Here is a 14,564-nt window from a genome sequence, read left to right on the forward strand (position 1 = left end):
GATGCTGGAGAACCACTCGTGATATTTGCTTCAACCCTGCTGCCCATCGACGTCACCTTTGGTGTCATCGTCTATTGGTTGCTACTGGGCTTGGCAGGCCTGCTGCTGCAAAACACCCGCGCCATCACGCAGTATATTTTCCCCGCCGGCGCCCTGGGTGCACTGATCCTGGCGGCTGCCGCTTTGGGCAGCTTGGGTGGCGCCGTCAATGTTGCTGTGCTACCGCTCGGCCTGCCCGACCTGCCCTTCCATCTGCGTCTGGATGCTCTGTCCGCATTTTTCCTGCTCCTGCTCGGCGCTGCCAGCATCGGCATTTCGCTTTATTCGGCTGGCTATTTCCGCGACATGCCAGGAAACACCCTCGGGCTGCTGTGCTTCGAATACCACGTCTTCCTCGCCAGCATGGCCCTGGTTCTGATGGCGGATGATGCTTATATGTTCATGGTGGCATGGGAAACCATGGCACTGTCTTCCTATTTCCTGGTCACCACCGACCACAAGGTGCCGGAAATCCGCCAGGCAGGCTTCATCTACCTGCTGGTCGCCCACGTCGGCGCAATCGCCATCCTGATGTGCTTTGGCGTGATGCAGGGCGGCCACGGAGATTACACCTTCGCCACCATGCGCTCAGCGCACCTGACCGAATTCTGGTCCAGCGTCACCTTCCTGCTCGCCCTGTTCGGCTTCGGCGCAAAGGCCGGCATCCTGCCCCTCCACATCTGGCTGCCGGAAGCGCACCCAGCCGCTCCTTCCCCGGTTTCGGCGCTGATGAGCGGCATCATGCTGAAAACCGCAATTTACGGCATCCTGCGTGTTTCTCTCGACCTTCTCGATGCGCACATCTGGTGGTGGGGCGTACTGGCCTTGACGCTGGGCCTGATCACCGCGCTGTTCGGCGTGATCTTCGCCGCCGTGCAGACGGACATGAAGCGCCTGCTCGCCTACTCCTCGATCGAGAACATCGGCATTATTCTGGTTGGCATCGGCCTCGCCCTCACCTTTCACGCCTTCGAAAAGGACGCACTGGCCGCACTGGCGCTCACCGCGACCTTGTATCACGCCCTCAACCACGCATTCATGAAGGGTCTTCTGTTCATCGGCACCGGTTCGGTGCTGCACGCCACCGGGGAGCGGAATCTTGGCAAACTGGGCGGGCTCATCCATCACATGCCGAAACTGGCGCTGCTGATGCTGGTAGGCGCCCTCGCGATTGCCGGGCTGCCCCCGCTCAACGGCTTTGTATCCGAATGGCTGCTGCTGCAGGCTTTCCTGCTCTCGCCGGGGCTACCCCATTCCTATCTCAACATGCTGATTCCGGTCGCTGCGGCCGCGCTGGTCCTGGCTTCGGCGCTGTCCGGCTATGTCATGGTCAAATTCTACGGGGTGATTTTCCTTGGGCAGCCGCGCGAAAAGACCCTGCACGAGGCCCACGACATTGGCATCTTTGAACGACTGGGGCTGACCTGGCTTGCACTGGGCTGCATCCTGCTGGGGGTGTTCCCGGTATTCGTCATCCTGCTTATCGACCCAGTCACCCAAATGCTGCTCGGCCAAACCCTTGGAAGCACCGCCGCGCAGACCGGCTGGCTGTTGCTCACTCCGATCCAGCCCGAGCGTGCCAGTTACAGCCCGCTAATCCTGTTCCTGATCATTGTCGTCGGCGTTATTTTCACGATATTCCTAGTAAAAAAATTCTATCACGGCCGTTTGCGCCGCGGCCCAGCCTGGGACTGCGGCTTTCCTGAGCAGACGGCACGGATGCAGGATACCGCCGAAGGTTTCGGCCAGCCTATCCGCCAGATTTTCGAGCCCTTTCTCGGGGTGACCCGCATCGTCCCATCCCCTTTCGACAAAAAACCCCACTATCACGGTGAATCACGCGACCGCCTGTGGAACCTGCTATACCTGCCGATCGCCAGAGTCACCGAAAAAATTTCCGTCATGGTTGGCAAGTTGCAGCACGGCCGCATCCATGTTTACCTGCTATATAGTTTTGTCACCCTGCTCGCACTACTGGCGTTTATCCGATGAACGGCATACTTTTACAGCTCTTTCAGGACACGCTGGTAGTGTTGATCGCACCCCTGCTTCTAGGCTGGGTCAATCAGTGCCGAGCCTGGCTGCAGAATCGCAGCGGCCCTGGCGTGTTGCGGCCTTACCTGAACATGGTGAAGCTGTTTCACAAAGATGCGGTGCTGGCGCACAATGCCTCGCCGATGTTCCGCTTTCACCCTTATATCCTGTTTGCCTGTATGTGGCTGGCAGCATCCCTGGTGCCAGTAATCGCGACCGACCTGCCGCTCTCCCCGGCAGTGGACGTGATCGCGCTGGTTGGCATTTTCGCCCTGGCACGCGTCTTCGTCTCCTTGGCGGCCATGGATATCGGCACCTCATTCGGCACGCTCGGCGCACGACGCGAAATGCTGGTCGGCTTCCTTGCCGAGCCGGCACTGCTGATGGTGTTTTTCACCGCTGCCGCAATCAGCCACTCCACCTCGCTTACCACCATCGTCGAGACCCTCGCACACAAGCAGTTCATCATCCATCCCAGCCTGGCCTTCGCCGCCGTCGCCTTCATCATGGTGCTGCTGGCAGAAAACGCGCGCATCCCGGTGGACAACCCCTCCACCCACCTCGAACTGACCATGATCCACGAAGCCATGATTCTGGAATACTCCGCCCGCCACCTTGCCCTGATCGAATGGGCGAGCGCACTCAAGCTGCTCGCCTTCACCACCATCGGCTTCGCCCTGTTCATGCCATGGGGCATCGCCGAGGCCGGCAACTGGGGCGCGCTACCGCTTGCCCTTGCCGCCCTGTTCATCAAATTAACGGTAGCGGGAGCCGGCCTGGCGCTGCTCGAGACCATCTCCGCCAAGATGCGCATTTTCCGCGTACCGGAATTCATGGGTACTGCCTTTCTGCTGGCCGTTTTGGGTCTGCTCGTCCATTTCCTGCATGGAAACTGAGATGGAAAATTTCTCCGGACAACTCATCAACCTGTTTGCAGCACTGCTGCTGCTGATTTCCTTTGGCATGCTGTCACAGCGCCGGGTGTTGTCACTGATCAACCTGTTTGCGCTGCAGGGGTTAATGCTCACCATCAGCACCGTGATCGTGGCCTATTCCTCGCACCAGCATCACCTTTACTACTCGGCGGCGCTGACACTGGTACTGAAAGTGATTATCCTGCCGTGGATCCTGCACCGCCTGATGCGCAAACTGAACGTCAAATGGGACATCGAGACGTTGTTCAACATCCCGACCACCATGCTGGTCGGCATCGCCCTGGTGGTATTCGCCTTCAACCTGGCGGCGCCGATCTCCATGATGGGTGGAGCCATCACCAAGAGCACCCTGGGGATTGCCATGGCCAGCGTACTGCTCTCTTTCCTGATGATGATCACGCGCAGCAAGGCGGTGCCGCAGGTAATCGGCTTTCTTGCCATGGAAAACGGCCTGTTTTTCGCCGCTACCAGCGCCACTTACGGCATGCCTATGGTGGTGGAACTGGGGATTGCACTCGACGTGCTGGTGGGCATGTTCATCCTGGGCATCTTCTTCTTCCAGATCCGGGAAACCTTCGACAGCCTGGACTTGAAGCACATGGAAAAACTCAAGGAAGATTGACGTGGAAATTCTCTGGATACTGGTGATTCCCCTGATCGGCGGCCTGTTGCTGGCGCTGTTCGGCGGCCAGCGCTTCGCGCCCGAACTGAACTCCATCATGAGCTTCGGCACCTTCGTAGCCTCCGCATTCCTCACCGTCAGGGTCATCACCGATGGCCCGATGACCGCACTGAACGAGCAGTTCTTCGTCGATTCCTTCAACGTCTTCCTGGTCGCCCTTACCGCTTTCGTTGCCTTCACTACCTCGCTATTCTCGCGCCCCTACATGCGCATCGAGCAAGTACACGGCAAGCTCACCATCAACATGCTGCGGCTCTACCACAGCATGTACCAGCTGTTTACCTTCACCATGCTGCTGGCACTGCTCACCAACAACCTCGGCATCATGTGGGTGGCGATGGAAGCAGCAACCCTGACTACCGTGCTGCTGGTCTCGCTCTACCGCACTCCGGCCAGCCTGGAAGCGGCATGGAAATATTTCATCCTGTGCGGCGTCGGCATCGCCCAGGCACTGTTCGGCACCATCCTGCTCTATTTTGCGGCGGAAAAAGTGCTCGGTGCAGGCGGTACGGCGCTGCTATGGACACACCTTGACGCCGTCAAAACCCAGTTGGAACCGACCGTGCTGTCACTAGCATTTGTCTTCCTGCTAGTTGGCTATGGCACCAAAGTTGGTTTGGCACCGCTGCACAACTGGCTGCCCGACGCACATGCCGAAGGCCCGACACCGGTTTCCGCCGTGCTTTCCGGCCTGCTGCTCAATGTTGCGCTATACGCCGTGGTTCGCTCCAAAGTACTGGTAGATGGCGCACTCGGCAGCCATCTCGCCGGCAACCTGATGATGGGCTTCGGATTGCTCAGTGTAGTCATGGCCGCGTTTTTTCTGTCGCGCCAGAAGGACGTCAAGCGCATGTTCGCCTATTCCTCGATCGAGCACATGGGGCTGATGACTTTTGCCTTCGGCATGGGCGGCCCGGTAGCGACCTTCGCCGGCATGCTGCACATGACCGTGCACTCCCTCACCAAATCGGCGATCTTTTTTGCCGTCGGTCATGCCACGCAGAAATCCGGCACCCAGCTAATGGAAAATATCCGCGGCCTGATCACGACCAACCCCACTATAGGCTGGGGCTTGGCGATCGGCTCCCTGGCCATACTCGGCATGCCGCCATTCGGCGTGTTCGCCAGCGAGTTCCTGATCATAACCACCGCCATGCACGCCTACCCATGGACCACGCCGTTCCTGCTCGCCGCGCTGGGCGTAGCATTCGCCGCGATATTCAGCCGGGTACAGAGCATGGTCTTCGGCGAAACCACCGACGAACGCCTGCCCCACCCGCCCGCGCTGGTTCCGGTGTTCGTGCATCTGGGATTGGTACTGCTACTCGGGCTGTATATCCCGCCCTACCTGGCAGACTGGTATCGCCAGGCGGCTGCGTTGATCGGATAAAGAATCATGAGACTCGACGAATTCCCGACAAAATTTCCCAAGCTACCCGGCGCCATGCCGATCTGGCACGGCACGGTCGATGCTGAAGAATTCCGCAACCTGTGCGAGCAGGTCGCGCGCGGCGGCGGCAAGCTGGTCGCGCTGTGGGGCAGCGACGAACTGGCGCATGATGCCGGCTATGCCCTGCATGTCTCGCTGGTCACCGCGCTGGGCATGCTGTGCCTGACCCTGCCTCTTTCCGCCGAGCGCCCTTCATATCCCAGGATCAGTGACCTGTTCCCTTGCGCCAACCGCATGCAGCGCACCGCTGCTGACATGCTCGGCCTTCATGCCAGCGGCAGCAACGACCGCCGCAAATGGTTGCGCCACAAATCCTGGCCAAATACTGTACACCCGCTGCGCAAGAACTTTGATGGCAGCACGGTTTTCCCCACGGAAACGGATGGCTACCAGTTCGTGACGGTTACCGGCGACGGCGTCCATGAAATCCCGGTCGGCCCGGTCCATGCCGGCACCATCGAACCAGGCCACTTCCGTTTCTCGATCATTGGCGAGCGCGTGCTGCGACTGGAAGAGCGCCTTGGCTACAAGCACAAGGGCATCGAAAAGCTTTTCGAGCGCATGAACCTGGAACAGGGCGCGAAGCTTGCCGGGCGGGTCAGCGGCGACAGTACCGTAGCCTATGCCTGGGCTTACGCCCAAGCGGTGGAAAGCGTTACCGGCACCACGCCATCGCCTCGCGCCTTGGCGTTGCGCGCTGTGCTACTCGAGCTGGAACGCATCCACAACCACCTCGGCGACCTCGGCTACCTGGGCAACGACGTGGCGCTGGCATTCGGCTTCGCCCAGTTCTGGATACTCAAGGAAGATGTGCTTCGCTTGAACGGCGAACTGTTCGGCCACCGCTACCTGATGGACAAAGTGGTACCCGGCGGCGTCGCCAGCGACCTTGACGACAAGGGTTGCGAACGTATCCGACTGGTGTTCAGGCATCTCGAACATGGGATCAAGATCCTGAAAGACATTTATGACGAACACGCCGGAGCCCAGGATCGCTTCCTCACTACCGGCAAAGTCTCGCCAGACTTGGCTGCGCAACTGGGATTAACCGGTTTGCCTGGACGGGCCAGCGGCCAAGCCTGGGACCTGCGCGCACAGTTCCCCTGCGCACCCTATGATAGTCTCGATGTGCGCATGGCCACTCATCGCAATGGCGACGTTGCGGCCCGGGTCACGGTACGTTTCGAAGAAGTACTGGAATCGATGCGCTTGATCCGCCTGATCATTGATCAGCTACCGGCAGGGGAGCTCCGCACAACCGTCGGCGATGCGCCGGAAAACGCGTTGGGGCTGGGCTGGGTGGAAGGCTGGCGCGGTGAGATTCTGATTGCGCTGCATACCGGCAAGAACAACGCGATCCATCGCCTGCACCCGCATGATCCATCATGGCAGAACTGGCCTGTTCTGGAACACGCGATTATCGGCAACATCGTGCCGGATTTCCCGCTCATCAACAAATCGTTCAACCTGAGCTATACCGGGGTCGATTTATGAGCGTTAGCTGTCAGCTCTGAGCCTTCAGCTAACCCCCCACGCGGCAAGCCGCGCACAAAACCAAACTGACAGCTGATAGCTGATTACTGAAAGCTGGAAATCATGTACCAGATCATCAAACAAATACTGAACACCGGCATCAAGACCGAAGCGCCTCCTCAGCCCGACGAGGCGCTACGCGTGGAAGCCCAGAACCTGCAGGAAGAAATCCTGCGGCACCTTGGCAGTGCACTCGCCATCCGCCACGTCGACGCGGGCTCCTGCAACGGTTGCGAACTGGAAATCCACGCCCTCAACAACGCCTACTACAACATCGAAGGCTTGGGCATCCATTTTGTCGCCAGCCCACGACATGCCGACATGCTGCTGGTGACCGGACCGGTATCTCGCCACATGGAAATTGCGCTCAAGCGCACCTACGATGCAACCCCTGACCCCAAGCTGGTGGTCGCCGTCGGCGACTGTGGCTGCGACGGCGGCATCTTCGGCGAGAGCTACGCCAGCTGCGGAAAAATCTCCAACGTGATCCCTGTGGACATCGCGGTACCCGGCTGCCCACCCACACCGATTGCTCTGTTGCAGGGCATCCTCACCGCCGTAACCGGCGGCGTCAAAAAGGAAAAAGACTCAAAATAGCCATCGCCTCTCCGGGTAAGCAAGCCTGCTCAATCAGCACTAACCAGTTCCAGTTCGCGCGAACGCCAGTCGAGCACCGCAGTGCGTTCATACATCCGGCCGGCGAGATCCTTGAATTCCCTGCGTATCACCTCGGCGGCAAACTGTGACAGAAAGCGCGACTTGAGTTCGGCACGCGCCCGGTCCACGCCGATTTCCTTGTAAGGTACCGAAGCCAGCAGCAGGAAGCCGTCGTCCGGAATGCGACCGGCCGCCATGTTGCTCTGGATGATGCCCGCCGCCTTGCGGATCGGATCAGCCAGGTCCGGGCTGTAGGGGCCGATGATCAGGGCGAGGTTGGGTATATGCAGGAAATCGAAACCGCGTCCCAGGCAGATCATCCATTCGCGGTGCTCGATATCCAGGGTGCGCTGGATGTGCCGGATTTCGGTGACGTGCTGCATGTTGCCGATGAGCAGCGGCAGAAGATCGCTGCTCACCCGCTGCGGCATATCCGGGAACAGGGCTTCGAGACGCCGTCCCAAGGTGTTTTCGTCTTTTTCAGTCAGCTTCGCCACCTCCAGGGTATCGCCGTTGTTGCCGTGCAGAATAATGGCGTCCTCGTCGGTTTCGAATCCGCAGACGATCGGATATACGGTAGCGTGGCCGGTGCCGAAGACATGTTCGACCTGCGCCTTGATCGCGCAGGTATGCGCTATTGCCGCCTCGGTGTCATAGCAAAAACCGGCGCAGCCGCGATGGGGATCGCCCTTGGAAAAGTGGTAGGTGATCAGCATCAGCACCCGGCGGCCGGTCGTGACGATGTCCTGTACGTGGTTGGCCAGCACCTCGCCGAGATGCGGCCAGCCCAGGTTGAACATGCCGCCGAGGTTGCGGATCGGCATGATGATGCCGGGCGGCGTATTGGTGGCGACGGGGATATTGATGCGCCCGTCCATGCACTTGAGCACCACGATATCGGTCGGGTGTTCAGCCAGATAGCGCTCCCGTGCGAGATATTGTTCGGGGCTGCAGAAAGATGACGAGTGCCTGCTGGCATGGCCGATCAGCCATTCGATACGTTGCTGGATCGGTTTGCTATGGATATCCATTTATAATCTCCCTGTAACACTTGCCCTGCACCGCGATGAACGCACACCATAACTAATCCATCTGCCGGCTCTAGGATTATTTGAACAAGGTCTGATTGTTCTGGAGCAGGCTGCCGCACATCCCGCCCGGTAATGCAGCGCTGAAATAATGGCCCTGCATCTGACAGACGCCAAGACTTCGAAGGTATAACACGGTTTCAAGCTTTTCGACACCTTCCACAACCATCTTCAGGTTGAGCGCATCAGCCATTTGCACAATGGCCTGAACAATACGGCGGCCATCTTCCATGTCCAGACGGGATGTGAATGATGTGTCAATTTTCAGGATGTCCACGGGCATTTTGTGCAACTGGGACAGCGAAGAGTAGCCCGTGCCAAAATCGTCGATGGCAATGGAGAATCCTGCATCATGAAGCTCGTGCAGGCGCTTCGATTCGTAGTTAAGGTCCAGAAGCGCCACGCTTTCGGTAATTTCCAGTACAACATCCTGCGGCTTAAGCCCATGATCATCGACTTTTCTCAACAGGTTCTGCACAAATGCGGGCGCAAACAATTGTAGTCGCGAGATATTGACTGAGGCCTGAACGAGCTTATTCACCTCCCGCCAGCTTTTTAGCCGTTGCAGGCTATGGTCGAATACCTGTTCTCCCAGTTCCTGAATAATTCCCAGATGTTCCGCCATGGGTATAAAGACATCCGGCGCGACCCAGCCGTTAGAGTCGTCATGCCAGCGGGCCAATGCCTCGAACGTAATGATCCGCTGGGTTTCGACATCCACCACCGGCTGATAAAACACCTGCAGCGCGCCATCCTGGATGGCACGGTTGAGGCGAGTCTGCAACTGGACATTCTCCCGATCCAGCGTCTTGTCGTGGATGTCCTGGTAAAACTGCACATTGTTGCGTCCAACGCTCTTGGCATGAAACATGGTATGGTCCGCGACACTCATCAGCGTTTCCGGGCCATCTGCGTCATCCGGAAAAATCGCAAAGCCGATGCTGAGCGTTACCTTGGTTTCCACGCCATCCAGGTCGATGCTATCCCGGGCCACATCACGCAGGCGTTCGGCTACCCTGCGGAAGTCTTCTTCATTGCTGACATCCGGCAACAAGACAACGAATTCATCGCCACCCCAGCGCGACAGGGTATCGATTTCCCGCAGCACGGATTGCAGGCGCATGCTTAAAGCAACGAGTACCGTATCTCCGGCGTTATGCCCCAGCGTGTCGTTGATATGCTTGAAGTGGTCCAGATCGATAAAGCCTAGCGCGACCTTGGTCTTGTTTCTCTGCGCACGGGCAATGGCCTGCTGCAGATGATCCTCAAGCAGGATGCGATTAGGTAGCTGGGTGAGCGCATCGTGCAGGGCAAGCTGTGTAATGCGCTGCTCCTGCAGGTGGCTAGAGGTAATGTCGCGCAGCACCCCGCGCAAGGCGATGACATTTCCTTGGCGGGAGCAGTGTGCCAGCAGGCGAGCCTCCACCCAGATCGGGTCTTCCTGAATGGGCAGCAGTCGAAAACGGATTACATCGGAATGTTTCTGTGCGGAAACCAGCTGCTCGATGAGCTCGCCCAGCGATGTGCGATCATCTGGATAAATGTATTCAGACAAGGGAGTTCCGATACACTTATTCCCGTTTTCTACCGATATGTCACACAGCTTGCTCCAGGCAGAACTGAAGTTGAGCAGCCAGCCCTCGGGGGATAGATCGACAATGGCTTCCTCAAGCAGATTCATCGTCTCGAGCATGGACTGGCGCCGCGCCTCTTCCTGAATCAGCTCTGTAGCATCACGTATCAAAGCAACCAGGTTTCTGGCCTGGCCGGTTTCGGATGGCAGCATTTGCAGCCTTCCCATGAAGAACCGGTCTTCTTCATTAATGCTCAGGGTAAATTCAAAGATTTCCCGGCTGCTGCTGGCAAGCACTCGGGGCGTCGCCAGCAGTATGGCCTGCGCCATGTCGTCAGGCAGTGACTGCTGCAGGGATGTTCCAGCAAGGTTCGCATCGAGCCCGAGAGAGAAGGTCTGATTGTCAGTCCAGATATTGAGAATCTGGCCCATCAGGTCATATTCAATGACCAGATCTTCGGTTGCGCCCACCAGCGCCCTGAGACGGGTAGCACCCGCTTCCAGGCTTTGCTCGACCCGTTTGCGCGCCAAAGCCAGCGCCAGGCTGTTGGCAATCGTGCACAGCACCTTGATCTCCAGCGGCAACCAGTTGCGCGTTGTGTCGCGGCTGAACAGACCAACGAATCCTTCCATTTCACCGCTGACCAGGAGAGGGATGCAAAGCACGGTGTGAATCTGTTGCCCGGCAAAAAGGGTGGCTTCGGCCTGAGGAAGTTCGGAAATCTGTTTTGAAAGCACCATACCCACATGCAGGGTATCGGAAAGCAAAGGATAGTTCTGGTACTGGAACTCGTGGAATTGGGGCAAATCCGACAAGAGCCTTACACCCATGGAGGAAGAAGAAGTGCAATGAAGTTTTGCACAGGCTAACCCGCTTTCATCGGGTTGGTTAAGGAAAAGGGAGCAACAGCTCACACCGGTAGTTTCAGCAAGTAGCCGCATGACTTCCGTCAGATTGTGCTCGCTGGATTCTTCCAGCAGCAATCCGGCAACTAGGCCCAGAGTCTCAAGGTACCCCCGATATAAATCCAGCTCTTCATCGGCTTGGGCTGCCGCAAACTTCACACTGTCGGGCTTAATAAACATAGGAAATTTTATCTGCGCAAAAAAAGAAGGGGCAAATGTATGAAAATATTCGGATATTGCATATGTTATCAGGGTAATCGATGAATTCTACGCTCATCATAAGCGATTTTTGCTCTTAATCTGCAGTGACCCTTTCCAGATCTCTGGAGTGCCAGTTAAGCACCGCTTTGCATGAACATCTTGCACAACAGCTCCGGGTGCTCGGCGCATATCACTTAGACCACAAACCGGGAAAGGAAGCGCGACTTGTGCTTTGCACGCGCACGGCCCACACCGATCTCGACATCAGGAGCGGATGATTCAGACTGAATTGGCGCCAGAATTAGCGCGATCCCTCTTGGCACATTTTTTTTTGCACCCATCGTCACAGGCAAGAGCCTGGAATCCGGGAATGCACTGCATGTAACTGAGTGAGATTTTCTGGCTTTCATGTAGCAAAAAATCAAGGAAAGCCCGTGCCACCACCGTCAACTGCTTGTCGCGTGCATACACCGCATACCACTGGCGCCGGATGGGAAAACCCTCGACATCCAGCACCACCAGTTCGTCCGAGCTTTTTTCCAGGGCCAGGGTATGGGCGGACAGCACGGCCACGCCCAAGCCGCCGGCAACCGCCTGCTTGATGGCCTCGTTGCTGCCCAGTTCCATCCGGACCTTGAGGCTGAGCCCCTGTTCGGCGAAGAAGCGCTCGGTGGCCAGGCGCGTTCCCGAGCCAGCCTCGCGCATCAGGAAAGGCTCTTCGGCCAAGCGCTTGATCGAAATATTCTTTTCCCTGGCCAGTGGATGGCCACCGTGTGCCAGCACCACCAGCGGGTTTTCCAGGAAAGGCTCGACCTGCATATCCATGTGTTCGGGCGGCTGACCGAGGATGTAGAGATCGTCCTCGTTATCCATCAGGCGCTGCAATATCCGCTCCCGATTGGTCACCTTGAGCGACACATCGATACCGGGATAAAGATCACAGAATGGACCGAGCAAACGAGGCACAAAATATTTGGCGGTGGTGATCACTGCCAGACGCAGCTTGCCGGCCTTCACCCCTTTCATATCGGAAACCAGCATCTCGAAGCGCGACAGCCCGTCGAAAACCTCGTGGCACACGGCAAGCAACTCGCGCCCCACCTCGGTCAGATGGATGCGCTTTCCGACCTGCTCCAGCATGGGTAGGCCGACGATGTCGGTCAACTGCCTGATCTGTATCGACACGGTCGGCTGAGTCAGGTGCAGTTCCTCGGCGGCGCGAGTAAAACTCAGGTTGCGCGCAACCGCTTCGAAAACCCTGAGTTGGTGCAGGGTCGCATGTTTCATTGCAATTTATCGCTCGGCATTAACATAGATAATTATCTATCGTTTATATAATAAATCACAATTATTATTTATGATTTTACTTGATTATAGTTACACCACGCTCAAACGAGCCACAAGCTTTCCATACCGGAAAGCATACGTTTTAACCTGAAATCAAGGAGCTTGCAATGGCAGTCAAGACCTACAACGCTGGTGTCAAAGAATACCGGCAAACTTACTGGACCCCGGAATACACCCCGCTGGACACCGATATCCTTGCCTGTTTCAAAATCACGCCACAGGCTGGCGTACCCCGCGAAGAAGTTGCCGCAGCCGTTGCTGCCGAATCTTCAACCGGCACCTGGACCACCGTGTGGACCGACCTGCTGACCGACCTGGATTACTACAAAGGCCGCGCCTATCGCATCGAGGACGTACCTGGCGATGATACCTGCTTCTACGCTTTCGTGGCATACCCGATCGACCTGTTCGAAGAGGGTTCCGTCGTTAACGTGCTGACCTCGCTGGTGGGTAACGTGTTCGGCTTCAAGGCACTGCGCGCACTGCGCCTGGAAGATATCCGCTTCCCGATCGCCTACGTCAAGACCTGCGGTGGTCCACCCCAGGGCATCCAGGTCGAGCGCGACAAGATGAACAAGTATGGCCGTCCACTGCTGGGCTGCACCATCAAGCCCAAGCTGGGTCTGTCCGCCAAGAACTACGGCCGCGCCGTGTACGAGTGCCTGCGTGGTGGTCTGGACTTCACCAAGGACGACGAGAATGTTAACAGTCAGCCGTTCATGCGGTGGCGCGATCGTTTCGAGTTCGTGCACGAAGCCACCCTGAAAGCTCAGCGCGAAACCGGCGAACGCAAGGGCCACTACCTGAACGTCACCGCTCCAACGCCGGAAATGATGTACGAGCGTGCCGAGTTTGCCAAGGAAATCGGCGCGCCGATCATCATGCACGACTACCTCACCGGCGGTCTGACGGCCAACACGGGTCTGGCCAACTGGTGCCGAAAAAACGGGATGCTGCTGCACATCCACCGCGCCATGCACGCTGTGCTGGATCGCAACCCGCACCACGGTATCCATTTCCGCGTCTTGACCAAAATTCTGCGCCTGTCCGGTGGCGACCACCTGCACTCCGGTACCGTGGTGGGCAAGCTGGAAGGCGACCGCGAAGCAACTCTGGGCTGGATCGACACCATGCGTGACGAATTCATCAAGGAAGACCGCAGCCGTGGCCTGTTCTTCGATCAGGACTGGGGCTCCATGCCCGGCGTGATGCCGGTTGCATCCGGCGGTATCCACGTCTGGCACATGCCCGCACTGGTGAACATCTTCGGTGATGATTCGGTGTTGCAGTTCGGCGGCGGCACGCTGGGTCACCCCTGGGGTAACGCAGCCGGTGCAGCGGCCAACCGTGTCGCACTGGAAGCCAGCGTGGCAGCGCGTAACCAGGGTCGTAATATCGAGAAAGAAGGCAAGGACATCCTGACCAAGGCAGCCGCCAGCAGCCCGGAACTGAAGATCGCCATGGAAACCTGGAAAGAGATCAAGTTCGAGTTCGATACCGTCGACAAACTGGACGTGGCACATAAGTAATGAATTACGGTGAGGGGTGAGGGGTAATGGGTGAGGCGAAAAAGCCAACCCGCCTCACGCCTCCCGTCTCACCCCTAACGTGATACTTAAGGAGCAAATCATGAGTGAAGTAATGGATTACAAATCGCGCCTGTCTGACCCTGCCAGCCGCAAGTTCGAGACCTTCTCCTACTTGCCGGCCATGACTGCGGACGAGATCAAGACGCAAGTGGAATACCTGGTTTCCAAAGGCTGGAACCCGGCTATCGAGCACATCGAGCCGGAATACCTGATGGATTCCTACTGGTATATGTGGAAACTGCCGATGTTCGGCGAAACCGACGTGACCAAGGTGCTGGCTGAAGCGGAAGCCTGTCACAAGGCCAACCCCAACAACCACGTGCGTCTGATTGGTTACAACAACTTCAACCAGTCACAGGGCGCGGCGATGGTGATTTTCCGCGGCAAGACCGTTTGATGTAGCACTTTCCCCGCCGTCACCCCCTTTCGGCGGCGGGGAATTTTAATTCCACCGCAATTTTTATTTCGTTTTCCGCGCATGGACGCAAGCGGCTGCCAAAGTCGGCCCTTTCCGCCCCTGTGTTGACCGA

The 14,564-nt window shown here is 57.7% G+C and carries 11 protein-coding genes; 8 read left to right on the plus strand and 3 right to left on the minus strand.

From position 1 onward, the window contains the following. Window positions 1-18 precede the first annotated feature (18 nt). The 6 genes from hyfB (at window position 19) to SCT_RS15725 (ending at window position 7,270) form a co-directional block, all read left to right on the plus strand. Window positions 19-2,031, plus strand: coding sequence for a hydrogenase 4 subunit B (gene hyfB / locus SCT_RS15700; protein WP_059424855.1), 2,013 nt, complete (start codon window positions 19-21; stop codon window positions 2,029-2,031). Further along, window positions 2,028-2,969, plus strand: a complete 942-nt coding sequence (locus SCT_RS15705; RefSeq protein WP_059424862.1) for a respiratory chain complex I subunit 1 family protein — start codon at window positions 2,028-2,030, stop codon at window positions 2,967-2,969. Before hyfB ends, SCT_RS15705 begins: the two co-directional genes overlap by 4 nt. A 1-nt stretch (window position 2,970) precedes the next feature. Then, complete coding sequence (locus SCT_RS15710) at window positions 2,971-3,630, plus strand: formate hydrogenlyase (protein ID WP_059424864.1); 660 nt, start codon at window positions 2,971-2,973, stop codon at window positions 3,628-3,630. Window position 3,631: 1 nt separating this feature from the next. Then, window positions 3,632-5,080 (plus strand): hydrogenase 4 subunit F, encoded by a 1,449-nt coding sequence (locus SCT_RS15715; RefSeq protein ID WP_059424867.1) that lies wholly within the window; start codon window positions 3,632-3,634, stop codon window positions 5,078-5,080. A 6-nt stretch (window positions 5,081-5,086) separates the two neighbouring features. After that, complete coding sequence (locus SCT_RS15720) at window positions 5,087-6,634, plus strand: NADH-quinone oxidoreductase subunit C (protein ID WP_059424869.1); 1,548 nt, start codon at window positions 5,087-5,089, stop codon at window positions 6,632-6,634. A 102-nt stretch (window positions 6,635-6,736) separates the two neighbouring features. Continuing rightward, window positions 6,737-7,270 carry an NADH-quinone oxidoreductase subunit B family protein gene (locus SCT_RS15725; RefSeq protein ID WP_059424874.1) on the plus strand — a complete coding sequence of 178 codons (534 nt, stop codon included), beginning with the start codon at window positions 6,737-6,739 and terminating at the stop codon, window positions 7,268-7,270. Window positions 7,271-7,299: 29 nt separating this feature from the next. Here SCT_RS15725 and SCT_RS15730 read toward each other — a convergent pair whose 3' ends face one another. The 3 genes from SCT_RS15730 to SCT_RS15740 all read right to left on the minus strand — a co-directional run bounded on the left by SCT_RS15730 (window position 7,300) and on the right by SCT_RS15740 (window position 12,385). Further along, window positions 7,300-8,361 carry a carboxysome shell carbonic anhydrase domain-containg protein gene (locus SCT_RS15730; protein ID WP_059424876.1) on the minus strand — a complete coding sequence of 354 codons (1,062 nt, stop codon included), beginning with the start codon at window positions 8,359-8,361 and terminating at the stop codon, window positions 7,300-7,302. Between the two features lie 76 nt (window positions 8,362-8,437). Continuing rightward, the gene (locus SCT_RS15735) at window positions 8,438-11,077 is read right to left on the minus strand and encodes an EAL domain-containing protein (RefSeq protein WP_059424881.1); all 2,640 of its coding nucleotides are present in this window, start codon (window positions 11,075-11,077) and stop codon (window positions 8,438-8,440) included. A gap of 300 nt (window positions 11,078-11,377) precedes the next feature. Next, window positions 11,378-12,385 carry a LysR family transcriptional regulator gene (locus SCT_RS15740; RefSeq protein WP_059424886.1) on the minus strand — a complete coding sequence of 336 codons (1,008 nt, stop codon included), beginning with the start codon at window positions 12,383-12,385 and terminating at the stop codon, window positions 11,378-11,380. Window positions 12,386-12,552: 167 nt separating this feature from the next. Between SCT_RS15740 and SCT_RS15745 the strand changes: the two genes are divergently transcribed. Continuing rightward, entirely contained in the window at window positions 12,553-13,974 is a 1,422-nt protein-coding gene (locus tag SCT_RS15745) for a form I ribulose bisphosphate carboxylase large subunit (RefSeq protein ID WP_059424900.1), read from the plus strand. 100 nt (window positions 13,975-14,074) lie between these two features. Then, on the plus strand, window positions 14,075-14,431 hold the full coding sequence (locus SCT_RS15750; protein ID WP_059424901.1) for a ribulose bisphosphate carboxylase small subunit: 357 nt from the start codon (window positions 14,075-14,077) through the stop codon (window positions 14,429-14,431). Window positions 14,432-14,564 lie beyond the last annotated feature (133 nt).

The sequence above is a fragment of the Sulfuricella sp. T08 genome, assembly GCF_000971475.1.
Lineage (GTDB): Bacteria > Pseudomonadota > Gammaproteobacteria > Burkholderiales > Sulfuricellaceae > Sulfuricella.